Consider the following 23,916-nt stretch of genomic DNA (forward strand, 5'->3'; position numbering starts at 1 on the left):
TCACCTGGGCCTTCCTGTGCTTCCGGCACTCCTCGGCCGGTGGGGCTTCCGGCTGGTCATGTCCCGTCGGGGGAGGACCCCTAGGACCCCCGGGGAGGTGACGCGTTCAGTCCGCCCGCGTAGATGTCGAGCACCTCGGGGGCCCAGCGGGCCATGCCGTCGGCCGACAGGGGGTCGGTGCCGAGGACCTCGCCGATGCGGTCGCGCAGCAGGAACACGGCCAGGTCGTTGGCGAGCAGCAGAGCGGCGCGGACCGCCGGGTCCCGGCCCGGGGCGGCGAGGCCGGCCGCCGTCAGCCCGTCCAGGGCGGCGCGGCTCACCTCGTAGAGGCGGGCGAACAGCAGCCGTCCGGCGTCCGTGTCGCTCAGCAGCAGGCGGCGCAGATAGCCGGGCAGGGGGGAGCCGGCCGGGAGGTGGCGGGTGAACGCCGCGCTCAGGGACGCGGCCCCGGCGCCGGAGTCGAAGGCCTCCACGCCGCCGTCGCCGCCGGTCAGCTCGCCGAGCATGGCCTCGAAGACGGCCACGACGTACTGGTCGACCTCCTGGCGCAGCCCGTCCTTCGAGCCGAAGTGGTGCACCACGAGACCGGGCGACACACCGGCCGCCGTCGCGATCCGCCGTACGGTCACCGAGTCCGGGCCGTGGGCGGCGAACAGGGCGAGGGCCTCGTCGCGGATGAGGGCCCGGGTGGTCCGGTCCTCCGGCATTGAACGCATGTACAGCAGATTAAACAGGCGTTCAGTCAATTGTCCAGGGGGAGGCGGATGCCCGGGGTATCGCGGAGGGCGCGGGCTGGAAGACGGCGGGGCTCGCGGCGGCGGACTCGCTCGGAGCGGCGGAGTCCGCCGTGGGCAGGGCGGGGCTCTCCTCCAGGCGCTGCCCGATCGTTTCGGCGGGGCCGCCGCCCGGGGTGGCCGGGCCGGTGGTCAGCTGCGACCACGCGGTCACGGCGAGGGCGACCGCGGCGGCCGTGCCGAGCACGCGGCCCGACCGCCGCAGCCGGGCCCGCCCGTCCAGCTCGCGCCAGGCCGGTCCGGCCCACGCGTCCTCCCGGCGCCACGTCTCGCCGACCGTGTCGTGGGCGCGGCCGGGGCGGCCGGCGGGCGGCTCCGGCCGACTGCCGGGGACGCGGTCCCGTGCGGCCGGTTCCCGGGGCGCGGAGGCGTGGATGGCGCGCTCGTCGTCCTCCAGGAACAGTCGCCAGACGTACTCGGGCACGGCCGGTCCGTCGTCCGGTCCATCCGGGGTGTCGCCGCCGCCCGGTCCGGAAGCGGTCATGGTCCCGCTCCTCCTGTCGTCGGCCCCGGACGGACGCGGGCGGGAGGAGGGGAACGGCCGCCCGCCACCGGCTCCGGCGCCGGATGGTCATGGCCCGGCGGACACCGTCGGCCGCCACCTGCTGAGAACGTGCGCGACCGGCGGCCCGTTCCCCGTGCCGCCGGTCGTGACTGGGTCGTAATCGTGCCCGCGCCGGGTTCTCGCGCCGCGCACCGCACCAAGGGCCCCGCCCCCGGGTCCTCAGGGAGCCGCCGGGGACGGAGTGGGCGTCGGGGAGGCGGTGTTCACGTTCAGGTCGGGGCGCGGCTTGAGCACCAGCACCCGCTCACCGGGCTGCGGCGGAGGCGGGGTGACCTTCTCCCTCGGCAGCTTCGCCGGGCCCGTCTGCTTGAAGGTGACGTCGTCGTACTCGACCAGCCCGGTCTTCTCCAGCACCGTGATGTGGTCCAGGACGGTGTCGTTGGCCAGGTCCGCCAGCTGCCGCACGAGGGTGTTCTTGGTGGAGGCCCGGATCTTGGCGATGGCCGGGAAGATCTGACCGTGGGTCACCCGCATGATGTTGACCGCCGAAGAGTCGAACTCCTTGCCGCTCTTGGCGTCCACGGTGGCCACGAAGCCCTCCTGCTGCGGGGACGCCCGGTTGGGCAGCGTGATGCCCAGCTCGGGGGAGATCTCGCGGCACATCGCGTCGAGTCCGGCGTGCCCGACGACCAGGTGCTCCCCGGCCGTCTTCATCGCCTTCGTCGTACCGCGCCCCATCACCATCTCGCCCAGCGGGTACTCCCACAGCCCGGCGGCGCGGACCTTCACCACGAAGTCGCGGTCGGCCTCGGTGAGCGGACCGAACTTCGTACTGGCCACCACCCGGCTCTGGTTGCCGTCGGCCTTGTCCAGACCGAGCACGGCCGGAAAGGCCAGCGCGGTGAGGGTCAGGGTCATCGCACCGAACAGGACGACGACTCCGACCCTGCTGCGGGACAGGCGCATGGTGCCTCCAGTGGCGACGCGGGGACGCGAGGTACGCGCACGTGTGCTCGTGCGCGTACCGGTACGCCAGGAGGTACGTAAGCGGCGGGCGGATCCTTCACCGCTCCGGCACAGAACTTGCGGGGCCGGTGAGGGACCCGCTCCCGAGCGGCCGCCGCGCCGGTCAGCCGATGTCGGCGCCGTACACGCGCTCGACCGTGATGGTGAGCAGCACCCGGCGGTCGGACACCATCGTCGACCGGCACTCGTCCCAGTCCGGGTGCTCCCCGGCCGCGGCCCGGTAGTACTCCACCAGCGCCTCGACCTCCGGTCCGTGCGGGTCGGCGCCCGGACCGGTGAGGGTGGCGACGCCCTCGGCGGTGGCCCAGGACCTGCCGTCCGGGGCGGTCACCTCCAGCGTGGCCCGCGGGTCCCGGCGCAGGTTCGCCGTCTTGGCGAGGCCCTCGCGGGTGGAGACCCGGATGACGCCCGCGTCGGGGTCGTAGGCGGGCATGACGGGCGAGAGCTGCGGGCGGCCGTCCGACTTGATCGTCGCCAGTACGCCGAGGCGGCTCCCGGCCAGCAGGGCACGGGGATCGAAGCGTGGTGTGGTGGTCATGGGCCGATCATCACCCGGGGACCGGCTCAGGGCACCGCGGGCCCGCCCAGGTAGTCGCCGGCCTCGTCGTAGGGCCAGGCGTTGGCCACACACCCCTTGAGGCCCTTGATCTGCTGCATCATCGCCGGAGCGGGCCGGCCCGCTCCGGGGCACGTCTCGTGGCCGTGGCCGATGCGGTGACCGACCTCGTGGTTCACGATCAGCGCCCGGTACTCGTGGATCGGCCCGTCGAACTGCGGGGAGCCCAGCACCCAGCGCTTGAGGTTCACCACGACGTCCGTGCCGACGCTGCAGTTGACCTCGCCCCGGGTGAGCAGGCCCGCGGCGCCGCAGATCTTGTCGACGGTGCCCGGTGTGGCGATCTTCACCACGAAGTCGTAGGAGCCGCTGCTGACCAGCCGGAAGGAGTTGGTCCCGTCCTGGGTCCAGCCCCGGCGGTCGGCGAGCACCTCGGATATCTCGTCGGCGGCGGCGCTCGGCCGGACGTCGACGCCCTCCTCGACCAGGACCTTGTAGCGGCGCACGCGGCTGCCGGTGCCCACGGTCGTGCCGTCGGCCCGGGCGGTGACGAAGGTGCCGGGACCGGTCGCCGGAATGGCGATGGTGGTGGCGGAGGGCGAGGGCGGGGTCGAGGGTGGGGCCGCGGACGACGGGGAGACCTTCGGCGACGGTGACGCCGAGGGGGAGGGCGAAGCCGAAGGCGCCCGGGTCGAGGCGTCCAGGGCGTCCGCGACGTCGGCCACCTGGTCGTCCGTCACCGGCGGCCGGGTCTCCCGCCAGTACGCGACGGCGGCGCCCGCGGTGAGCAGGACGGCCCCGAGGGCGACGAAGGCCAGGACCGCGCGGGCGGGTCCGCGGCGTCTGCGTCTGCGGGCGCGGGATCTGTGCCCGGCACCGTCCGGCCCGGTTCTCCGGCTGGAGCGGCGGGCGGTTGTTCGGCCCACGGCGGGATGTCCTCTCTGCTGGTCCTTGGGGCGCGCACAGCGGACTCCGGTGTGCTGTTGTACCCCCAAGATCCAAGCGGACGGACGTGCGAAAACGTCACGGTTTCCGAAGTGTCCCTTCTCACGCGGACATTCGGACCGTGCCGGCAACCGTTCGATGCCGGGCGCCGTCTTCGCCCAGAACGTTCACGTCGGGGCCGCCCGGCGGAGACCGGGCGACCCCGACGCATGCGGGGGGACGGAGCGCCGTCAGCCGGCGGGCGTCCGCTCCCAGCGGTAGAAGCAGCGCGCCATCGCGTCCTTCGGACCGCGCCACGTCGCCGGGTCGTACGCCGAGACGTACGGCTCGAGCCGCTCGCTGACCTGGCGGAACTCCGGGTGCCCGGTCAGCCTGCCGATGGTGGGGGCGGGGTCCTCGTCGCTCTCGATGAGGTGCAGGTACACGCCGTCACCGAACTCGAAGAGGCTGCGCCGGTTGACGCCCACCAGGTGCGGCAACTCGCCGCCGTCGGACTCCGCGAACACCTTCGCGATGTCCGGTGCCGCGCCGGGTGCCATCCGGGCGACGATCAGTGTGTGGTGCATGGGGTGCTGCCCTTCGCCGAGGTCCGTAGGTGTCAGTCGGCGAGCACCGAAGCGGTCCGCCGCTCGCCCGCCGCCTGCTCGATCCGGTCCCGGATCAGCGCCATCTGCGTACGCGAGTTGCGGTTGATGTTGTCCGTCATCCAGGCGTCGTCCACGGGCGCGTCCGGCTTCATCGCGAAGTCCTGCGTCCAGCGCATGACGGTGCCCTCGGAGGTCTCCGCGTACTCCCAGACGATGTTCATGTACTGGAAGGGGCCGGTCTCGACCCGCTGGGCGCGGACCGTGCGGGTGACGGGGTCGGCGACCCGCTCGGAGACCCAGCTCCACACCTTGCCGTCGGCGTCCGGGTGCATGGTGAGCCGGAAGGTGACCTTGTCGTCGTCGCGTTCGAGCACCTCGACGGAGGCGTACTCGCTGAACAGCCGGGGCCACTTCTCGATGTCGTTGGTCATGTTCCAGACCAGCTCCATCGGGGCGGCGATGGTGATCTCGTTGTCGGTGTGCCCTGCCATGTCACACTCCCGTCTTGAGGGCGCCGTTGATCAGCGCGAGGAAATCCGCGGGCGTCTTGCAGCGCTCGGCCTGCTCGGGCAGGCCCAGGCCGTACCGCTTCTCCAGCTCGGCCACGATGCCCAGCAGGCCGAGGGAGTCCAGGCCGAAGGTGTCGAAACCGTCGTCGGCCTGCTGCCGGAGGGTGACCGGGTCGACGTGCACGCCGGCGGTGCGCTTCATCAGCGCCGACAGCTCCTCGACGGTCACCTGGTAGTCCAGCTGGTCGGTCATGGGTGTCCTCCTTGACTCGGGTTGGCCGGTCACGGGCCTCGCCCGTGACCGTTGGTCGTCGTTCGGCCGTCAGCGGCCCTCGGCCGGTACCGCGCCCCGGCGCAGGACGAGCGCCGAGTTGGACCCCATGAGGCCGCGCGCCAGGACCAGGGCCGTGCGCGGCTCGGCGGGGCGGGCCCGGCCGGTCACCAGGTCCAGGTCGTGGCACACGTCCAGCACGTGCGGGGTCGGCGGGATCAGCCCGTGCTCCATCGCGAGCACCGCCGTCGCCACGTCAAGCACCGGCGCCGCGCAGTACGCCCGGCCGGTCCCGGTCTTGGGCGCGGTGACCGGCACCCGCGCGGCGTGCGGGCCCAGCGCGTCGGCCAGCGCCAGCGCCTCGGCCCGGTCGGCCTCCGGGACCCCGAGGGCGTCCGCGAAGACCACGTCGACCTCCTCGGGCCGGCAGCCCGCCTCGGCCAGGGCGCCCCGGATCGCGCGGGCCAGGCCCTCCCGGGACTCCGCCCAGCGGCCGGGCCCGGTGAAGGTCGCCGCGTGCCCGGCCACCGTCGCCCGCACGTCCGCCCCGCGCTCCCGGGCCGCCGCCTCCTCCTCCACGACGAGCACGGCACCGCCCTCGGCCGGCGCGAACCCGCAGGCCGCCTCGGTGAACGGGCGGTAGGCGCGGTCGGGTTCGGCGGCCCGGCTCAGCTCGGGGTAGCCCAGCTGGCAGACGATGGAGTAGGGGGCCAGCGGTGCCTCCGTCGCGCCGCAGACCACCGTGTCGGTGCCGTTCCGCACGGCCAGCGCCGCGTGCGCCAGGGCGTCCAGTCCCCCCGCCTCGTCGGCGGCCACGACCCCGCAGGGGCCCTTGAAGTCGTTGCGTATGGAGACCTGGCCGGTGCTGGCCGCGTAGAACCAGGCGATCGACTGGTACGGGCCGACGTGGCGCGAGCCGTGCCCCCACAGGTTCTGCAGCTCCCGCTGCCCGAACTCGCCGCCGCCCGAACCCGCCGCGGTGACCACGCCGACCGAGTACGGCGAGTCGGCGTCGGCCCGGCCGAACCGGGCGTCGGCCAGCGCGTGCTGGGTCGCGGACAGCGCGAAGTGCGTGAACCGGTCGGTCTGGACGAGGAAGCGGTCCTCGACCGTCTCGGCCGCGTCGAAGCCCTGCACCTCGCCCGCGACCCGCAGCGGCAGGTGCGCGCAGCCCTCCCGGGTGACGGGACCGAGACTGCTCGTGCCGTCGGCGACCGCCTTCCAGTGCGCCTCGACGCCGGTGCCGTGCGGCGACACCACGCCGAGTCCGGTGACGACCGCACGCCGGCTCCCACCGCCGGTGCCGGTCCGCTGTGGTCCGCTCATCGCAGCCCTCCTTCACTGCCGCTCAGTACGACCGCGGACTGGAAGCCGCCGAAGCCGCTGCCCACCGACAGCACGTGCCGCAGCGTCCGCTCCCGTGCCTCGCGCGGCACGTAGTCCAGGTCGCACTCGGGGTCGGGGGTCGTGTAGTTGGCCGTGGGCGGCACCACCTGGTGGGCCATCGCCAGCACGCACGCGGCCAGTTCGATGGAGCCGATCGCGCCGAGCGAGTGGCCCACCATCGACTTGATGGAGCTCATCGGCGTCGCGTAGGCGTGCTCGCCCAGCGAGCGCTTGACGGCCGCGGTCTCGTGCCGGTCGTTCTGCTGGGTGCCGGAGCCGTGCGCGTTGACGTAGTCGATCGCGGAGCCGTCGATACGGGCCATGTCCAGCGCCGTGTCGATGGCCCGCGCCATCTCCAGGCCCTCCTTGGTGAGCCCGGTCATGTGGTAGGCATTGCCGAAGGTGGCGTAGCCGGAGATCTCGCAGTACACGTCCGCGCCCCGGGCCCGGGCGTGCTCCAGGTCCTCCAGGACCAGCACCGCCGCGCCCTCGCCCATCACGAAGCCGTTGCGGTCCGCGTCGAAGGGCCGGGAGGCGTGCGCCGGGTCGTCGTTGTTCGGCGAGGTCGCCTTGATGGCGTCGAAGCAGGCCATGGTGATCGGCGATATCGGCGAGTCCGCCGCACCGGCCAGGCACACGTCGACGCGCCCCTCGGCGACCGCGTGGTAGGCGTACCCGACGGCGTCGAGGCCGGACGTGCACCCGGTGGAGACGGTCTGCACCGGCCCGCGCACCCCGAACTCCTCGGCGACCGCGGAGGAGAGGGTGGCCGGGGTGAACGCGCGCTCCAGGTGCGGCTGGGAGCGCCGGTCGTCGACGTCCCAGCGCGAGCCGCGCTCGCTGACCAGGACGTAGTCGTGCTCCAGCCGGGTGGTGCCGCCGACCGCCGTGCCGAGCGTCGCACCGGCCCGCCAGGGGTCCTCCCGGTTCATGTCGAGGTTCGCGTCCCGGACCGCCTCCGAGGCGGCCACCAGCGCGAACTGCACGTACCGGTCGCAGCGCTGGGCGGTGGCGAGGCCGAGCCCGTGGTCGGACGGCTCGAAGTCGCACTCGGCGGCGATCTGCGAGCGCAGCCCGGACGGGTCGAACAGGGAGATGCGGCGCGTCGCCGTACGGCCTTCGGACAGCAGCCCCCAGAACTGGGGCACGCCGATCCCGCCCGGGGCGACGACGCCTATGCCCGTGACGGCGACCCGGCGCCGGGTCATGACACCACCTCGGCCGCCGGGGCGGTCCGCTCGTGCCCGGCGTGGCCCGGGTGGTCCGCGTGTTGGCCCGCGTGCGCCCCGTCGCAGGGGAGCGCGTTGCCCTCGGCGTCCTCCGTGTCGACGTGGCCCAGCTCCGGACGCGGGGCCAGCGGGCCCAGGTGGAACACGAGCCGCGCCTCGACGTCCCCCGCGTTGCGGAAGCGGTGGCGCATGTCCTGCGGGATCAGCAGCCCCTGCCCGGTGCCGAGCGAGTGCGGCACGCCGTCCAGGTCCACCTCGAGGGCGCCCTCCGTGACGTACACGAACTCCTCGGAGTACGGGTGGTAGTGCTCGGCGATGCGGTCGCCGGGCTGCACGATGGCCACGCCCATGAAGCCGCTGGTCGACCCGGCGGTGGTGGGCGTGAGAAGGGCGCGGAGGTCTCCGCCGCGGCGGCGGTTCGGGGCGATGTCGCCGAGGGAGACGATGCGTACCTGCTGGTCTGTCATGTCGTTCACTCCGGGGTGACGGGAGGAAGTGGGGGAGGGGAAGCCGGGAGAAGCCGGGGAGGGAGCCGCGCGCACCGGCGGGCACGCCGTCGGGCCCGGTCGGCCGCGCGGTCGGGGAGGGTGCTTCAGGAACCGGCCGAACGCCGGTCGGTCAGGGGCGTCATACGGATCCGGCGCAGCAGCCGGGACAGCGTGGCGGCCTCGGCCGGCGACCCGTCGACGCCGACCGCGGCGGCGTCCAGCAGCCGCTCGGCATCCGCGGCGCCCCGGCCGTGCAGGCCGAGGACCTCGGCGGGCGCGTCCTCGGGGTCGCCGTCCACGTCGACGAGCCGTACGACGAGGTCGTCGCGGTGGAAGACGGTGGCGGCCAGCACCGGGCCGTCCGGGTTCCGGGCGGCGGACGCGTCCTGACGGGCCAGCAGCCGGGCCAGTTCCGGACCGGCGCCGTCGCGTACCGGGTAGAGCAGGGCGAGCCGTTCCGGGCGCGCGCCCGCCCGGTCGGGGTACGTCGTGTGGTGGACGGCCGGCATGGCGGCCCGGGTGAAGAACCGCCGGGCGGACTGCGGGTCGCCGAGGTCCCGGTCCTGCTCCAGATACGGGTTCAGCGCCTCCTCGACGGCCCGCACCCCGGGCTGCCGGGCCACGTGGCGCAACGCGGTCTGCAGGTCCCCGCGCACCTCCACGGCCCGCACGATCCGGTTGCCGGCCATGAAGAGCGAGGTGCGCAGCAGCCGCGTGGAGCCGTCCACGTGGGCCTCGGGCGACACGTACTCGGACAGCAGCCGGGCGGTCTCGGCCTCGGTGCCGGGCCGAACGGTGAACGTGAGGGCGTGCCGTACGACGTTGCCCCCGATCCGGGGCGCGGAGCGCGGCTCACCGGGCGCCGGCCGGCCCCCGTCGGTCTCCCGCAGGACGCTGTAGCGCAGCGAGTGGGTGTCACGGACGCAGGTCGCCAGCGGTTCGACGGTGTCCAGGTGCTCGTCGCTGTTGACCCAGGCCAGGAAGGGCGCGGCGCTCTCCCACTCACTGGTGAGGAGCCACTGGGTCGGGTTCTCCAGGGACTGGCACAGCTGGTCGCTGACGTGTCCGGGAACGGCGGCGACCCGGTCGCGGATGCGCTCGTAGGCGTCCAGGAACTCCTGCTGCATTCCGTCGTGCACGTCCAGCATCAGGACGACCCGCACGCGGGAACCGTCGAACGCGGATATCGACACGCCGCCGGCGTCCGTCGCCACGGCGGGTGACGTCGCCGACGTCGCCGTGGCCCGCGTCGCATCCGTGGTCGGGGCATCCGTCGCTACGACGGGAGAGACCGTCATCCGGCCCACCTCTTCTCCGGTCTTCCTCGTGGACTGGGGCGATCGTCGGCGGCGCCCGCCAGGGGGGCGGGGTGCGACGGTCGCGTAAGCACGATCGTGGGCCGTGCCCGCGGGGTCCGCGAACCAGGAGGGTTAAGCGGGTGAAGCCTGCGCCGCCGCGGGCCTCGACGGGCCGTACGGGGCATGCATGAAGGCCCCGGCGCACCTCGGTCGGACCCCTCTCGCATCCCTGGCGCATCCCTGACGCGCATCTGAACGCGCGTCTGACGCACTCACGACGCACCCCTGACGCACATCTGTCGTACAACGGAGGACGAACCATGAACGAAAGAGCCGACCGGTCCGGCGGCGCCGCCCCCGGGGGCGACCGGACCCACCGCGTCCCGGTCCTGGTCGTCGGCGGGTCCCTGGTGGGCCTGTCGACCTCGGTGTTCCTGGGCCGGCTGGGCGTCCGGCACACCCTGGTGGAGCGGCACGCCGGCACCTCCATCCACCCCCGCGGGCGCGGCAACAACGTCCGCACGATGGAGATCTTCCGGGTGGCCGGCACCGAGCCGGACATCCGCAGGGCCGCCGCCACGCTGGCCGACAACCACGGCATCCTGCAGGCGCCGACCCTGGCCGGCGACGCGGGCGAGTGGCTGTTCAAGCAGATCGACCCGGGCGGCGGACTGGCCCGCTTCAGCCCCAGCTCGTGGTGCCTGTGCAGCCAGAACGACCTGGAGCCCGAACTCCTCACTCACGCCACGAACCTCGGCGGCGACCTGCGCTTCGGCACCGAACTGCTCTCCTTCGAGGCCGACACCGAGGGCGTCACGGCGATCGTGAAGAGCCGGGAGACCGGCGAGCACACCACCATCCGCGCGGACTACCTGGTCGCCGCCGACGGCCCCCGCAGTCCCGTCCGCGAGCAGCTCGGCATCGGCCAGAGCGGACCCGGCGACCTCTTCCACAACGTGAGCATCACCTTCCGCTCGCGCCGTCTCGCCGACGTCGTGGGCGACCGCCGGTTCATCGTCTGCTACCTGACCGACGAGAACGCCGACGGAGCCCTCCTGCCCGTCGACAACCGCGAGAACTGGGTCTTCCACGCCCCCTGGCACCCCGAACAGGGCGAAACCGTCGAGGACTTCACCGACGAGCGCTGCGCCGCCCACATCCGCCGCGCGATCGGCGATCCCGACCTCGACGTCGAGATCACCGGCAAGGCGCCCTGGCACGCCGCCCAGCGCGTCGCCCGCAGCTACCGCTCCGGCCGCGTCCTGCTGGCCGGCGACTCGGCCCACGAGATGTCCCCCACCGGCGCCTTCGGCTCCAACACCGGCATCCAGGACGCCCACAACCTCGCCTGGAAGCTGGCCGCGGTCCTCGAGGGCTGGGCGGGCGAGGCACTGCTGGACACGTACGACACGGAACGGCGCCCGGTCGCCGAGGCCACCAGCGCCCGCGCCGCCCATCGCTCGGTCGAGCACAGCCACCCGGGCTTCGCACCGCCGCCGGCCATGGGAGGCGGCGGTCCAGGCGCGGCGGCGGGTGGTCCCGGGGGATCCGGTGGGTCCGGTGGTGCGCCGGGTGGTCCGGGCGGCCCGGGGGGTGCGTCCGGTGGGGTCCGCGGTCCGGGTGGCTCCGGCGGTTCCGGTGGCTCCGGCGGTCCGGGTGGATCTGGCGGTCCGGGTGGTCCCGGAGGATCCGGTGGTCCCGGTGGTGCGCCGGGTGGGCCGGGCGGTTTCGGTGGTCCCGATGGTCGGGGCGGTCCCGGCGGCGGCCCGCAGCGCGGGATCCTCAATGTCGCCCTCGGCTACCGCTACCCCCGGGGCGCGGTGGTCGGCGCCGACCCGGCGACCCCGGTGGTCCCGGAGGGCCTCGACCTCACCGGAGCGCCCGGCAGCCGGGCCCCCCACCTCTGGGTCCGCCGGGGCCAGGACCGCGTGTCCACCCTGGACCTCTACGAGGACTCCCTCGTCCTGCTCAGCGACGCCGCCCAGCCCACCGGCTGGCACGAGGCGGCCGCCGGGGTGGCCGCCGGGACGGGGGTCCCGCTGAAGTCGTACCGCGTGGGCGGGACGCCCGGGGCCGACCTGATCCCGGACGACGAGGAGACCGACTGGGCGCGCGCCCACGGCGTGACCCGCGGCGGCGCGGTCCTGGTCCGCCCCGACGGCTTCGTCGCCTGGCGTTCCCCGGGGCCCGCCCCCGACCCGGAGTCGATGCTGCGCCAGGTGGTGGGGACGGTGCTGTTCCGAGGCTGAGTGAGGCACCCCTAAACGTGGACCACTCCCCGTTCCCCTGCTAGCGTCTCGCCCAGCGGTGAAACGGGGAGTGGTCCCCAGTGTGAGAGGGGTGGACGTGGCGGATACGGCGCTGGTGCTCGGCGGGGGCGGCCTGACCGCGTACGGATGGCAGATCGGCGTCCTGGCGGGACTGGCCGACGCCGGGGTGGACCTCACCGACGCCGATGTCCTCGCGGGCACGTCGGCGGGCTCGCTGCTGGCGCTTGACCTGGCCAGGGGTTCGGCCCCGGCCGACCTCTACAAGGAGCAGCTCAACCGTGAACGCGCCATGCTGGACGTGGAGTTCACGCTCGGCATGACGGTCAGGTACCTGTGGGCCGCGCTGGGCTCGCGCGACCCGGAGACGGTGGTCAGGCGCCTCGGCCGGCTGGCGCTCTCCGTACGCGGCGTGCCGCAGACCGCGGTCTTCGACGCCATCGGCGCCCAACTGCCCGTCCGGGACTGGCCGGACAGGACCGTCCGGATGTTCGCCGTCGACGCGCTCACCGGCGAACCGACCGCCTTCGACGCCGACAGCGGCGTAGACCTGCTGCACGCCATGTCGGCGACCTGCGCACTGCCGCCCCTCTTCCCGCCGATCGGCATCGGTCCGGGCCGCTGGATGGACGGCGGCGTCCGCTCCACGACCAACGCCGACCTGGTCGACGACTGCGCGCGCGTCGTCGTACTGGCCCCGATCCCCAAGGGCGCGGGAGCGAGCCCGAGCGCACGGACCCAGGCCGAGACCCTCGCCTCGCGCGGGGCCCGGGTCGCCCTGCTGACCCCCGACCGGGAGGCCCGCCGCGCCTTCGGCCGCAACGCCCTGGACGCCTCCCGCATCCCCGGCGCGGCGCGGGCGGGCCGGCGCCAGGGCGCGGCCCACGCGGGACGCATCGGGGAGATCTGGAAGGGCTGAACGCGGCAGGCCGGCTTCCCGAGAGACCCGACGGACCCGAGGAACCGCGGAGTCAGCCCAGGCGTGGCTCCGAAAGGCCGGACACCTCGTCGACCAAGGGCTGGACGCGGTACGGGACGACCGTGCTCAGGCCGATGACCGTCGTGCTGCGCCGCACCCCCGGAACCTCGAGCACGTGGTCGATCACCTGCTGCACGTGCTGGTTGCTCGTGCCCGCGATACGGCACCAGATGTCGCCGGGACCGGTCACGACGTGCGCCTCCAGGATCTGCGGAACGGCCCGCAGGCGCGCCGCGATGGCCTCGCGGGCGGGCTGGTCCACCTCGAACGTCGTGAACGCCTGGACCACGTGCCCGAGGGCGGCGACGTCCATGTCCGGTCCGTAGCCGGTCACCACGCCGGAGCCGGTCAGCCGGTCGAGCCGGGCCTGCAAGGTGCCGCGGGCGACGCCGAGCCGGCGGGCGATCTCCAGCAGGCCCTCACGCGGACGCTCCCGGAGCAGCCGCAGCATCCGGCCGTCGAGCTGGTCGAGCCCCTGTCGTGCCACTGCACCTGCCGATCTGCCACCCGAAGGGCAGTCCGAACCCGTTTCTGCTGCCAAATCGACAGTCGACGGATGCCTCTGTTGCCCATTGGGCACTCCCCGTCCCACCCTATGTGCTCCCGTCCAGGAGGAGACCCGTTCCGTGAGGCAGCACACGCATCCGTTCGTCCCCTACCGCCCCGACCGGTACGACGAGGCCGAAATGATCCGGCGGGGGCGGGACTTCGTGTCGTTCGTCGACCGCAGGCGCAGCGTGCGGTTCTTCAGCGACGAGCCGGTCCCGCGCGAGTGCGTCGACCTCGCCGTCGCCGCGGCCAACACCGCACCCTCCGGCGCCCACTTCCAGCCGTGGAAGTTCGCCGTGATCGGCGACGCCGCGACCAAGCACCGCATCCGGGTCGCCGCCGAGGAGGAGGAACGGGTCAACTACGAGGGCGGGCGCATTCCGCCCGAGTGGCGCGCCGCGCTCGCCCGCCTCGAAACGGACTCCGACAAGGGCTTCCTCGACGTCGTACCGTGGATCGTGGTCTGCTTCGCCGAGAAGAGCACCGCGATGCCGGACGGTTCGCTGCGCAAGAACTACTACGTGAACGAGAGCGTGGGCATCGCCTGCGGCCTCTTCATCACCGCACTGCACGCGATGGGCCTGAGCACCCTCACCCACACGCCCAACCCGATGGCCTTCCTCACCAGGATCTGCGAACGCCCCGGCAACGAACGCCCCTACATCCTCTTCCCCGTCGGCTACGCGGCGCCCGACTGCGAGGTCCCGGACCTGGCCCGAAAGCCCCTGGCGGAGGCGATCACCGAGCCCCCGCGCTGACGGCCCCCGACCGCAGTGGACGCCGTCGGGGGCCGTGGAGGCCGTCGGCTCAGGTCCGGTTCACCTCCCGGCGAGCCGCCGCCGGCGGACCAACAGCCCACCGGCCACTCCGGCGACGGCGAGGGCGCCCGCTCCCACCCCGGCGGCGACCGGCACGGTGTCCGGCGGCCCCGAGTCGGCGGTACGGGCGTCCGCGGCGACCCGCGCCCGCTCAGCCCCCGTGTCGTACCCGCCGGCGTAACCGCGCTCGTCGTAGGCGGACCCCGGCATCTTGTCGGCGTACCGCTGGTGCACCAGGCGCTGGTAGCGCGCCAGGCCGGTGCCCCCGGCGCCGACGGAGGCGCGGGCCTCCTCGTTCAGTGGGACCACCCGGCCGTCGGCCACCCGGTACCAGGCGTTCAGCTGGGGCTCCCGGAAGACGACCGAACCGGCGTCGGCGCGGGCCGCGTAGTCGGTCTCGTCGCTCCCGGTGGCGATGTTGACCACCTGCCACTTCCCGGCGACCCGGGCCGTCCACACCGAGGCGGTGTCGCCGTCGGCGTCGACCGCCTTGGACGCGGCGAACTCCATCGTGGCCACCGGGGTCCGACCGGCCGAGGCCGCGGTGACGAACTCCGGGTTGAGCGAGTACACCGGCACGGTCTCGCCGACCAGGCGCGGGTCGGCGGCCTCGGCGGCGGTGGACTCCTGGGCGGGGCCGAGTCTGCCCTTCCGGCCCGGCGGGAGGCCGTCGCGGGCGAAGAAGGTCTCCAGGACCCGCAGGGTGGCCGCGGACCCGGCGGCCCGGTGGGCGTCGGACAGTTGCGCCGCGGTGGGGGCGTCGGCCACCACGGGGCTGCCGGAGGGGCCTGTCCGGCCGGCGGTGGCCGTGGTGCCGGCGCCGGCGGGTGCGGCGCCGGCCGCCGGACTCGGCCCGAGAAGGGCCACGCCGGGAAGCGCGATCAGCAGGACGGTGTGTCGGAGTCGGAGTCGGAGTCGGGGTTGGGGTCGGAGTCGGAGTTGGGGTCGCATGCCGGGCTCACGCTCCGATGCCATAGAGGGAGTGGGTCCAGAAGAAGGAGCCGTTGTTGACGTAGTAGCCGTAGGCGGCCCAGTTGTAGCGGTTGCTCGACGGCCAGGGATCGCCCCAGTACACCCAGTTCTTGCTGACGTCGTAGCCGTACACGGTCAGCATGTGACCGCCGCCGGACTGCCACTGGATCCGCGACATCACCGGGCGGTCGGCGTCTATCTCCCGCGTGATCGTGTCGTAGTTCAGGTAGCCGTCGACGTACCGGCCCGGGTTGATGCCCATCGAGTCGAATGCCCGCCGGTCGTTGCCGAGGGTGGCCTGCCAGTTGGGGCAGGAGCTGTTCACGGCCCGGCCGAAGGCGAGGTTGCAGAACTGGTTCTGCGAGTAGTCGTGGCCGTAGTACTCCGCGACGGTGTCGCCCGTCGCGGCCCAGCACCAGTTGCTCAACTGCTGGGCCTGCATCGAGATGTTCAGCCGACGCCAGGTCCACTCGGCCTGGCTGCTGCTGCTGCCGCCGCCGACCGCCGAGCGAGCGAGGGTGGTCGGCTGCGCCGCGTGGCCGGACGGTGCAGACGCCGCCGACGCCACCGAGGGGGTGAGCAGCCCGGCGCTCGCGGAGAGTGCGAGCGCGACGGCCCACCGTCGCCGTCTCCGTGGGGACAGGGACAAGCGCATGGATGGCCTCCTTGTGGGGGCGGTGAACGACCGAAGCCGATACGGCCGTTCACCTGACGAGCCACCGGCCGGTCCAGGGGAGAACGACGAGACCCGGGCACCAGGGGGCCGGGACCGCCGGGACCGGCCGGGGGAGTGGGTCGAGAATCGGACCGCGCGTCCGGTCATTCAAGGTGCGAGCAAAATCGGCCGGTTCAGCGGTGAACCCGGTGTGAACACCCGTGAACGCCGCACGAGGCGGACCGGACGGCACCGCGACCCCGCCTGCCCAGCCCCGCCCGCATCGCCCGCCGACCGCCCGCGGACCCTCCGCGCACCGGCCGTGGAATCGTCCCGTCCGACCCGGTGCCTTCGACCGCCGCCTGTGTGAACATCCACTCGAAGCACACGGGACCGACCACCGGCGGAGGTGAAGAAGTGATGCGTACCGATACGCATCCCGGCGGCGCAGGCGCAGTCGGCGGCGCCGTACAGGGCGACCCACCGGACGACGCCCTGACCGATGCCCTGGCCGAGGCCCTGCGCACCGGCCCCTTCCACCTGGCCCTGCGCACGGCCGTCCGACGCCGCGGCCTCGCCCTGCACCGCATCCGCCACCACCTGGCCGAGCGGGGCCTCCAGGTCAGCGTGACCAGCCTCAGCTACTGGCAACGCGGGGAACGGGTACCGGCAAGGCCCGAGTCGGTACAGGTGATCAGGGCACTCGAACACATCCTGGACATCGCCCCTGGCGCCCTGGTCCGCCTGCTGGAGCCGCCCCACGGCGGCGGCACGGGCACCACGACCCGGGCGGCCCGCCGCTACCAGGAGCTGATCGGCTCGGACACAGCGGTCCTCCACCTGCTGGACCAACTCGACTGCCCCACCGAGGACCGCCTCCACACGGTGAGCCAGTCGGAGCAGGTCCACCTCGGCCCCCGCCGTGAACTGTGGCGCCGCGAGGTCCAGCAACTCGTACGCGCGCACCGGGGCAACGTCGACCGATACGTCTCCCTCTACGAGGGCGACCCCGGCTGCGACATGACCCGGGTACGGATCGACCCCCTGGACAACTGCCGCCTGGGCCGCGTACGCAGCGACCAGGCGGCCTCCCTCCTCGCCGTCGAGCTGGTCTTCGACCGCCCCCTGTCCCTCGGCGAGACCCAGCCCTTCCGTTACCGCATCACCGACGGCACCGGCGGCGAGTGCACCGAGTACACCCGGGGCTTCCGCTACCCGGTGGGCCACTACCTCCTCCAGGTCTACTTCGACCCACCGGCCCTCCCCGTCCGCTGCTACCGCTTCACCCGCCGCTCCGCCCACGCCCCCCGCCACCACGTCACACCGATCCCCCTCAACGGCTACCACAGCGCCCACCTGGCGGAACAGGACGCCAGTCCGGGCATCGTGGGCCTGGCGTGGGAGTGGGACTGATCTCGAGGCACCGGACGTTGCGGGAGGTTGGTCAGCGCGAGGTGTTGGAACTTTCAGCTCAGCCAGGTGTTTCGAGCTCACGAAGGCATGCAGCCGCCTCGGCAACCTGCCCCTCGCCGAACACCCGCACCCCCGCCCGCCTCAACAGCGCGGTGGTCACGCCGTGACCCGGCACCCGTGTCCCCGCGAACCGCCCGTCATAGACGCGGAGCGAGCCGCAGGAGGGGCTGGACTCCTTCAACAACGCCACGCGGACCCCGGCCGCACGAGCCGCGTCCAGCGCAAGCCGGGCACCGAGAACGAACTGCCGGCTGACGTCCTCGCCCGACTCGGTGAGCACCCGGGCGACTCCGTCCAGAACACCGTCACCGTCACCGCCCACGATCTCCGCCGCCGGCCGCGGCACGGGCAACCCCCCGGACACCTCCGGACAGAAGACGACCACCCGCCCCTCGCTCCGCCACCGCGCGACGACTTCGTCACCGACCGGCTTGGCACCCCCGTCATAACGCACCCGCCTGCCCAACAGACAGGCACTCACCAGAATCCGCTCCACCACGCCAGGCTACGACCCGGACCCACCCGGCGGGCGTGGCTCCTCCCCGAGCACCAGGGTGCCGAAGGGATTGTCGATGACATACCGCCAACGGCCGTCCGAACCCCGCCGAGCGACATCGGTGGCAGTACCTTCGACGTGCACGGCCTCCCCCTCCCGTCCGACCCCGTCGATGACCCAGTCGACGATCAGCAGCGCCAGCTCCCCACGGCGATACACATGCCGCGGCCGAACCGAAATGGGCACGCCAAGCCCCTGCAACCGGCCGTTCGCGACATCCAGCTCCGCCCCGGTCACCGGTGCCCCCGGCTGCGGAACCAGCACGGCCGCGTCCTCGTAGACCTGCGCCAAAGCGTCGGCGTCACCGCTGTTGAACCGCTCGGCGAACACCGCGGGCACCTCTTCGGGCCGATCGGCCAGCTCTCGCATGATCGACAGACTTCCTTCCGCACCGGGACAATCGACTCATTGCCCCCACGCCAGGAGGCGATCCCACGCTAGGAGGCGATCCCGTGACTCACCGAACGGTTGGTCACCCGTCAGGACTCCCCGACGACCCGCGCGCCGACGTCACCGCACCCACTCCCGAGTGCCCGGTGGAGATCACCCTGGCGGCCCTCCAAGGCCGCTGGACGACGCTGGTGATCCGCGAACTGCTGCGCGGCGACCGCTCCTACAGCGAACTGCGCGCCGCCCTGCCCGCCCTCTCGGACAAGGTGCTGTCCGACCGCCTGGCCCAGCTCACCAGGACCGGAGTCGTCGAACGCCACCGCCACCCCGCCTGGCCCCCACGCGTCCACTACACCCTCACCCCGACCGGCAACCGCCTGGGCCCCGTCCTCCAGGCCTTGTGGGACTGGGGAACGCAGACCCCGCTCCCGGCCAACGGCACTCCACCCACCCAGCAGAGCCGGACCGCCGGAACGGTTAGATCTTGATCACGGTCGCGCGTCCGCCGCAGAGGGCAGCGAGGTCCTCTGGATCGGAGGTGAGGACGGTGACCGGCCCTGGCGAGGCCAGGGCGGTGGCGGTGAGCATGGCGTCGATGGCGTACTGGTGGCCGTGAAGGCCGGCGTCGGCGAGGAGGGCGGCGGCGTGGCGGGCGATCGGCTCGGTGATCGGTTCGATGACCAAGCGGGAGAGGGTCCATTCCAGGGCAGGGCGGTTGATGCGCGGGTGGACCACTTCGACCAGGGTGGCCGCCGACGTGATCACTCGGAGGTCGTCGGCGCGAGCAAGAGCGAGCCAGCCGGTGACCGCGCGATCGCGCAGGACGGCCTTGGCCAGTCCTTCGCTGTCGAGGACGAGGGTGCCGCCGGGAACCGCGGGGGACCGGCTCACGCCGCGCTCGACCTGTGCTGTGCCTGCACGCGTCGTGCCTGGGCGAGCTGATCGCGCAGGGCCTGGACCTCCTCGTCCGAGACGGGTCCGTGCTCGGCCTCGGCGACGGTGATCAGTTCGTTGAGGTTGTCCCGTTCGATCTGACGGGCCACGGCCGCGGCCACGTAGGCGGACAGCCCAGAGGGCCCACTACGGGCCTTGGCGGCTTCTGCGATGTCGCGCGGCATGGTGATCGAGTACTTGCCGGTAGGCTCACTCATGCCATCTATCCTACCCGTCATCCTCCCAGGCGAGCGGTATGGAACCAGGTCGGAGCGATGCCGCAAAAGGAGGCGTACTTGCCAGATCGGCAGTTGCTGCATTGACCCATGCAAATAGGGCCCCTTACCTGTACATATGCAGGTCAGGAGCCTATTCCTGACTTCTCGATCTACCTTCGCCGGGAGGTCGCCAAGCGGGCCGGTCTCACCCAGCGGGCCTTCCGCGACCATGCGCGCGTCTCCTTCGCCAAGGTGGCCGAGTACCAGAAGCGTGGCGCCGTTCACTTCCACTCGGTCATCCGCCTCGACGGCCCGGAAGGCGGCGAGACCGCGCCCCCGGCCTGGGCGACGGCCGAGCTGCTGACCGACGCCATCCGCGCTGCCGCCGCTGCCGCTCGCGTCGACGGCCCAGAGGCCGACGGCCGGCCGCACACCTTCGTCTTCGGTCGACAGCTCGACGTCCGTACGATCCGCTCTGCCGACTTCGACAACGGCCAGGACCTGACCGAGCGCGCCGTAGCGGCGTACGTCGCCAAGTACGCCACCAAAGGCGCCGAGACGGCGGCGGGCACCCTCGACCGGCTGATCCGCTTCCTCGCCGAGCTGGCACAACACGGCTGGGGCTCGGCCCCGCTCCACCGAACTCGCCCGTCTGTCGGAAAGCAGCGGACGGACTCGGGCGAGACCCACGACGACCGCGGGCTGAAGAACCGGCCGACCGAAGATGTCCGACGGGTGCCCATCCCGCCGCACCTCGTCGCCGTGCTCCGCGAGCACCTGGTCACCTTCGGCACGGCGGACGGCGGGCGGCTGTTCTTCAGTGAGAAGGGCTCGGTCGTCCCGTCCTCGACCTACTACCGGGTGTGGCAGGAGGCCCGGCTCCTCGCGATTCCGCCGGCCGTCGCAGCCTCGCCGCTCGCGAGTCGGCCGTACTACCTCCGGCACTCGCCGCTGTCGACGTGGCTCAACGCCGGCGTCGACCCGACCGAGGTCGCCGAGCGCGCCGGCAACAGCGTCGAGGTCCTGCTGACCCGCTATGCGAAGTGTCTTGATGGACGGCAGGACGTCGCTAACAGGCGTATCGAGGATCTGTTGCGCGAATACGAGTGAGACGCCCTGCCCCAACACTGAGGCCCCAGGCTATCGTCTGGGGCCTTCCTCGTTTTGGTCCTTACCTGCGGTGATGCGCCCTCACTTGCGCGGGCAGTTACGTTTGTCATGCCCGTGATAGTCACACACGCTGCACTTCCCCGCGTTGGGAGAGACGTCGCACGACCGTCTGTCGTGTCCTCCCTCGCCGCACCAAGAGCAAGTGCGGGTCCCGCTCGCGCTCATTCTTTGTCCTCCGCATCGTCCGTGGCTCGCCGCCTTCGCTCGGGAGTCTAACGTCGCGAACCTGCTAGTTCGGCGTTTTGTCAGACGAACGGCCATATGGGGCACGCGGGTTGGCTGCTGCATGCGTCCGTCGGCCGCTTCAGTTCAACCCGACGGCCGCACCTTCACTCGCGCGGTCTTTCCGCGGCCGCCACCCGCCGGGGGCCCCGTGCCATTGGTGGGCCGTCGCCGTTCCAGTTCTTCACCTGCGGCGATGCTCCAAGATCCCGTCCACGTCTCGTCCACAGACGCCGACATACGGCCGCTCCGGGCTGCATCTGCCTGCACATACGCGAAGACCCCGACTCCAGCGTTTCCGCTGGTGGCGGGGTCTTTGGGCACCTAATCCAAGGTGCCCCCGGCAGGATTCGAACCTGCGCACACGGCTCCGGAGGCCAGGTGAGCACGAGCGGCGCTCCGCGCCCTGACCTGCGGCGGAGCCTTCTTGCGGCTGAAGCCTGAGCAAGATCATCACGCTCCTATTGCGCGGGCGACCTGTCAGGCGGTGGGTCCGGGCCGTATCGTCGAAGCATGATCTCGGGCAGCAGCGGGGGAGCAGGCGGCAACAGCGCGGAGTTCACCGCGGAGACACTGGCCCCCGTCCTTCGAGAGGCCTGCTCGTCGGCCGGACTCGACTCCAGTGGAGCCGAGTTGCTGCGCCTGGGGTCGAACGCGGTGTACCGCCTGCCCATGTCACCCATCGTCGTGCGCATCGCACGCGATCCGTCGGTACGCGTGGAGATGGACCGGGCGGTGAAGGTGGCACGCTGGCTGGAGACCGAGAACTTCCCGGCCACGCGGGTACCGACGCGGGTTGCTCAGCCGCTCGTCGTCGGCGGCCGAGTGGTGACCTTCTGGGAGAGCGTCCAGGAGAACGAGGAGTACGCCACCGTCGGCGAACTGGCCGACCTGCTGCGCCGCCTCCACTGGCTCGAAGAGCCGGAGTCCCTCGGCCTGCCGTACTTCGATCCGCTGGCCAAGCTGACGGCGTCCCTCGAAGGACTGGACGGCATCGCGGGGGAGGACCGCGAGTTTCTGGAGGCGCGAGCGGCTGGGCTCGCCAAGGATTACGACCGCCTGGACTTCGGTCTCCCCTTCGGGATGATCCACGGAGACGCCAACATCGGGAACGTCCTCCGCCACCGGGACGGCCACGCGGTCTTCATCGACCTGGACGGCCTCACACTCGCCCCACGCGAGTGGGACCTGATCCTGACGGCGCTCTACTACGACCGCTACGGCTGGCACTCGAAAGCGGAGTACGCGGAGTTCGTCCACCGGTACGGCTTCGACCTGATGAACTGGCCTGGCTACGAAACCTTGGCCGACCTGCGAGAGCTGATGATGGTGGCGTGGCTCGGCCACCAGGTCGCTACCAGCGAGCGCTCCGCGGATGAATTCGGCCGGCGTCTACGCGCTCTGCGGACGGGCGGAAGCCGGAAGGACTGGCGGCCCTTCTGAGAGTCGTTGTCGGTCCGGTGGGTGACTGCCTGCCTGCTGGCCAGCGTCTCTTCAGACGCTGGCCACTCTGCCCGTCGCCTGCCACAGCCGGTGCTCTGCGGCTACCTGATGGAAGTCCTGGGTGGCTGTGCTTTCCACCCGGGAGAGGTTCTGCCCGAACTCGGCGAGGTAACTGACGCACCGGGCCGACTTGAGCTGTTCCCCCAGGTCAAGCGCATCGAGGGCCACGCGGCACGCCTCTTCGACGTCCCCGGCTCGTAGGTGGGCGTCGGCGAGGACCATGGTCGCGAAGAAGTCGCTGCGCACGTGACTGCCGCTCATCGCGTTCTCGGCATGGGTTACCGCATGGCGAGCCCTGTTGACGTCACGGAAGCAGTGCGCGGCCTCCGCGGCAAGCTCCGCAGCGTCGAAGTAGCTGATCCACTCCGGCTCGTCTCCGCTGTTCCGGCTCTCAAGGGCCCTGGTCGCAGCGCTCAGCGAAGCCTCGCAGGCAGCGACATCACCGGTACGGGCGAGGGCGCGGGCTTCCATCGCATGGAACTGAGCCCGCAACGTCGGCGTCGCCACGGCGGAAATGCCCATGAGCGCCGCACGGGCGAGAGTGGCGGCCTGGGTGTACCGCCCCAGGAACGTTGCCTGATGACTCATCGCTGACAGGATGCTGCCCGCCAACCGGCGGTCGTTGGCGTCCTGGGCAAGTCGGAGTGCCTGGAGAAAATACCGTTGGGCGAGCCCATGGTGACAGGCGTCGTACGACATCCAGCCGGCCAGCAGGGTGGCTTCCGCGACGGTGGAGAAGAGGGCTCGGCCTACCTGCTCGGTGTACCGGCCGCGCAGCAGTGGCGCCACGTCGTTGCTGAGGTACTGGATCACCGAGTGCCGCGCGTGGTCTCCGCCGAACTGGTCGTCGAGCTGAGCGAACATGTCGGCTGTGGTCTTGACGGCGGTCACGTCACGGAGACCGACGCGTGTTCCCTCGCTGCGTGGCCGAGGGATGCCCGGCTCCGGCGCGACCAGCCACCGCAAGGAAGCCTCGTTCCAAGCTGGTTCGGACGGCTCCGCCGAGATCAGAGGGTCGTACTGGTTGAGATCCGCACGCCACAGTTGGCTGACCGTCTGAATGGCGTCGTCCGGGCTGGCGGGATACGCAGCGTCGAGTACAGGAGCGTCCTTCGCTTCTCCGACACTCAGACCTAGCTCCGCCGCACCCACCGCAAAGACCTCGCAGAGCAGCGGACCATAGAAGTCGTCGGGCGAGCTGTGGTCGTTCTCCCAACTGGCAATGCGGCGCTTCACGCTGGTGTCCGATGGCAACTGATGCCCACGTTGCCCGGCTGCCCGACGCAGTTCCCTGACCAGTCGCGGCTGGCTCCAGCCCCGACTGGTGCGAGCCTCTCGTAAGCGGACACTGGTCGGCTTCATGGAGACGTGACCCTTCACTCCCGTGCGCATGCGCCGGCGTGGCAACTCGACCTGTTCGACCGAATGTACGCGCTGGTGATCGCTTCTTGCAGGCAGTAACCGGAGATCGTTTGCACCTGCCGACCTGACGGGGGATGACGTGACGTGTGTGGATGAGTCATCCCCCGTCACCCCTCGTCATCTGCCCAGGCCACGTACCGGGCCATGAGTCTGGAGGCACGGCGGCATGGGGCCGCAAGGTACTCCGACTGAGGG

General features: G+C 72.1%; 26 protein-coding genes and 1 pseudogene. 7 read left to right on the top strand and 20 right to left on the bottom strand.

The genetic code is table 11. The features are described from left to right. Window positions 1-80: 80 nt before the first annotated feature. From C4J65_RS23615 to C4J65_RS23670, 12 genes are all read right to left on the bottom strand, one after another. Entirely contained in the window at window positions 81-716 is a 636-nt protein-coding gene (locus C4J65_RS23615) for a TetR/AcrR family transcriptional regulator (protein ID WP_115744187.1), read from the bottom strand. Window positions 717-738: 22 nt separating this feature from the next. Further along, on the bottom strand, window positions 739-1,278 hold the full coding sequence (locus C4J65_RS23620) for a hypothetical protein (protein ID WP_115744188.1): 540 nt from the start codon (window positions 1,276-1,278) through the stop codon (window positions 739-741). Window positions 1,279-1,518: 240 nt separating this feature from the next. Further along, window positions 1,519-2,265 (bottom strand): DUF4142 domain-containing protein, encoded by a 747-nt coding sequence (locus tag C4J65_RS23625; RefSeq protein WP_115744189.1) that lies wholly within the window; start codon window positions 2,263-2,265, stop codon window positions 1,519-1,521. A gap of 163 nt (window positions 2,266-2,428) precedes the next feature. Beyond that, window positions 2,429-2,863, bottom strand: coding sequence for a PPOX class F420-dependent oxidoreductase (locus tag C4J65_RS23630; RefSeq protein ID WP_115744190.1), 435 nt, complete (start codon window positions 2,861-2,863; stop codon window positions 2,429-2,431). A 26-nt stretch (window positions 2,864-2,889) separates the two neighbouring features. Then, the gene (locus tag C4J65_RS23635; RefSeq protein ID WP_115744191.1) at window positions 2,890-3,807 is read right to left on the bottom strand and encodes a DUF3152 domain-containing protein; all 918 of its coding nucleotides are present in this window, start codon (window positions 3,805-3,807) and stop codon (window positions 2,890-2,892) included. 249 nt (window positions 3,808-4,056) lie between these two features. Continuing rightward, the gene (locus C4J65_RS23640) at window positions 4,057-4,392 is read right to left on the bottom strand and encodes a TcmI family type II polyketide cyclase (protein ID WP_115744192.1); all 336 of its coding nucleotides are present in this window, start codon (window positions 4,390-4,392) and stop codon (window positions 4,057-4,059) included. 32 nt (window positions 4,393-4,424) lie between these two features. Beyond that, window positions 4,425-4,904: an SRPBCC family protein gene (locus C4J65_RS23645; RefSeq protein ID WP_115744193.1), complete on the bottom strand. Its 480-nt coding sequence runs from the start codon at window positions 4,902-4,904 to the stop codon at window positions 4,425-4,427. Window position 4,905: 1 nt separating this feature from the next. Beyond that, window positions 4,906-5,175 carry an acyl carrier protein gene (locus tag C4J65_RS23650; RefSeq protein ID WP_007444685.1) on the bottom strand — a complete coding sequence of 90 codons (270 nt, stop codon included), beginning with the start codon at window positions 5,173-5,175 and terminating at the stop codon, window positions 4,906-4,908. Between the two features lie 69 nt (window positions 5,176-5,244). Beyond that, entirely contained in the window at window positions 5,245-6,519 is a 1,275-nt protein-coding gene (locus tag C4J65_RS23655; RefSeq protein WP_115744194.1) for a ketosynthase chain-length factor, read from the bottom strand. Further along, a complete protein-coding gene (locus tag C4J65_RS23660) occupies window positions 6,516-7,787 on the bottom strand; it encodes a beta-ketoacyl-[acyl-carrier-protein] synthase family protein (RefSeq protein WP_115744195.1) in 1,272 nt (423 codons plus the stop codon). The genes C4J65_RS23655 and C4J65_RS23660 overlap by 4 nt, the downstream gene beginning before the upstream one ends. Continuing rightward, window positions 7,784-8,275, bottom strand: a complete 492-nt coding sequence (locus C4J65_RS23665; protein ID WP_115744196.1) for a cupin domain-containing protein — start codon at window positions 8,273-8,275, stop codon at window positions 7,784-7,786. The genes C4J65_RS23660 and C4J65_RS23665 overlap by 4 nt, the downstream gene beginning before the upstream one ends. Window positions 8,276-8,400: 125 nt before the next feature. After that, window positions 8,401-9,594: a SchA/CurD-like domain-containing protein gene (locus C4J65_RS23670; RefSeq protein ID WP_115744197.1), complete on the bottom strand. Its 1,194-nt coding sequence runs from the start codon at window positions 9,592-9,594 to the stop codon at window positions 8,401-8,403. 320 nt (window positions 9,595-9,914) lie between these two features. Between C4J65_RS23670 and C4J65_RS23675 the strand changes: the two genes are divergently transcribed. Together C4J65_RS23675 and C4J65_RS23680 are read left to right on the top strand one after the other, a co-directional pair. Then, window positions 9,915-11,843: an FAD-dependent monooxygenase gene (locus tag C4J65_RS23675; protein WP_115744198.1), complete on the top strand. Its 1,929-nt coding sequence runs from the start codon at window positions 9,915-9,917 to the stop codon at window positions 11,841-11,843. 97 nt (window positions 11,844-11,940) lie between these two features. Then, entirely contained in the window at window positions 11,941-12,780 is an 840-nt protein-coding gene (locus C4J65_RS23680; protein ID WP_162833316.1) for a patatin-like phospholipase family protein, read from the top strand. A 52-nt stretch (window positions 12,781-12,832) separates the two neighbouring features. Here C4J65_RS23680 and C4J65_RS23685 read toward each other — a convergent pair whose 3' ends face one another. Beyond that, complete coding sequence (locus C4J65_RS23685; protein ID WP_115744200.1) at window positions 12,833-13,327, bottom strand: Lrp/AsnC family transcriptional regulator; 495 nt, start codon at window positions 13,325-13,327, stop codon at window positions 12,833-12,835. Between the two features lie 139 nt (window positions 13,328-13,466). Here C4J65_RS23685 and C4J65_RS23690 point away from each other — a divergent pair, with 139 nt between their 5' ends. Beyond that, a complete protein-coding gene (locus tag C4J65_RS23690; protein ID WP_115744201.1) occupies window positions 13,467-14,147 on the top strand; it encodes a nitroreductase family protein in 681 nt (226 codons plus the stop codon). Window positions 14,148-14,207: 60 nt separating this feature from the next. Here C4J65_RS23690 and C4J65_RS36790 read toward each other — a convergent pair whose 3' ends face one another. Then, window positions 14,208-15,074, bottom strand: a complete 867-nt coding sequence (locus tag C4J65_RS36790; protein ID WP_240330497.1) for a hypothetical protein — start codon at window positions 15,072-15,074, stop codon at window positions 14,208-14,210. A gap of 91 nt (window positions 15,075-15,165) precedes the next feature. Further along, window positions 15,166-15,834, bottom strand: a complete 669-nt coding sequence (locus C4J65_RS23700; RefSeq protein ID WP_115744202.1) for a papain-like cysteine protease family protein — start codon at window positions 15,832-15,834, stop codon at window positions 15,166-15,168. Window positions 15,835-16,254: 420 nt separating this feature from the next. Here C4J65_RS23700 and C4J65_RS36795 point away from each other — a divergent pair, with 420 nt between their 5' ends. Beyond that, window positions 16,255-17,247: a hypothetical protein gene (locus C4J65_RS36795; protein WP_240330498.1), complete on the top strand. Its 993-nt coding sequence runs from the start codon at window positions 16,255-16,257 to the stop codon at window positions 17,245-17,247. A gap of 58 nt (window positions 17,248-17,305) precedes the next feature. Here the strand turns inward: C4J65_RS36795 and C4J65_RS23710 are convergent, their stop codons facing one another. Then, the gene (locus C4J65_RS23710; protein ID WP_115746602.1) at window positions 17,306-17,803 is read right to left on the bottom strand and encodes a DUF523 domain-containing protein; all 498 of its coding nucleotides are present in this window, start codon (window positions 17,801-17,803) and stop codon (window positions 17,306-17,308) included. A 9-nt stretch (window positions 17,804-17,812) separates the two neighbouring features. Then, window positions 17,813-18,232, bottom strand: a complete 420-nt coding sequence (locus C4J65_RS23715; protein WP_115744203.1) for a DUF4440 domain-containing protein — start codon at window positions 18,230-18,232, stop codon at window positions 17,813-17,815. Between the two features lie 83 nt (window positions 18,233-18,315). Between C4J65_RS23715 and C4J65_RS23720 the strand changes: the two genes are divergently transcribed. Beyond that, window positions 18,316-18,741 (top strand): helix-turn-helix domain-containing protein, encoded by a 426-nt coding sequence (locus C4J65_RS23720; RefSeq protein WP_115744204.1) that lies wholly within the window; start codon window positions 18,316-18,318, stop codon window positions 18,739-18,741. Here C4J65_RS23720 and C4J65_RS23725 read toward each other — a convergent pair. Then, the gene (locus C4J65_RS23725) at window positions 18,731-19,144 is read right to left on the bottom strand and encodes a PIN domain-containing protein (protein ID WP_115744205.1); all 414 of its coding nucleotides are present in this window, start codon (window positions 19,142-19,144) and stop codon (window positions 18,731-18,733) included. The two genes, C4J65_RS23720 and C4J65_RS23725, sit on opposite strands and share 11 nt — an antisense overlap. Then, window positions 19,141-19,404, bottom strand: a complete 264-nt coding sequence (locus C4J65_RS23730; RefSeq protein ID WP_162833317.1) for a CopG family transcriptional regulator — start codon at window positions 19,402-19,404, stop codon at window positions 19,141-19,143. Before C4J65_RS23730 ends, C4J65_RS23725 begins: the two co-directional genes overlap by 4 nt. Window positions 19,405-19,566: 162 nt before the next feature. Here C4J65_RS23730 and C4J65_RS37205 point away from each other — a divergent pair. Together C4J65_RS37205 and C4J65_RS23740 are read left to right on the top strand one after the other, a co-directional pair. After that, window positions 19,567-20,514: pseudogene (locus tag C4J65_RS37205) on the top strand (replication initiator); the annotation flags it as partial. Window positions 20,515-21,309: 795 nt separating this feature from the next. After that, window positions 21,310-22,239 (top strand): aminoglycoside phosphotransferase family protein, encoded by a 930-nt coding sequence (locus C4J65_RS23740; RefSeq protein WP_115744206.1) that lies wholly within the window; start codon window positions 21,310-21,312, stop codon window positions 22,237-22,239. Window positions 22,240-22,290: 51 nt separating this feature from the next. On the opposite strand, the gene C4J65_RS23745 is transcribed toward C4J65_RS23740, so the two are convergent. Further along, window positions 22,291-23,535 carry a hypothetical protein gene (locus C4J65_RS23745; RefSeq protein ID WP_205351053.1) on the bottom strand — a complete coding sequence of 415 codons (1,245 nt, stop codon included), beginning with the start codon at window positions 23,533-23,535 and terminating at the stop codon, window positions 22,291-22,293. Between the last annotated feature and the right edge of the window lie 381 nt (window positions 23,536-23,916).

The organism is Streptomyces sp. CB09001 (genome assembly GCF_003369795.1).
In the GTDB taxonomy this organism is placed as follows: Bacteria; Actinomycetota; Actinomycetes; order Streptomycetales; family Streptomycetaceae; genus Streptomyces.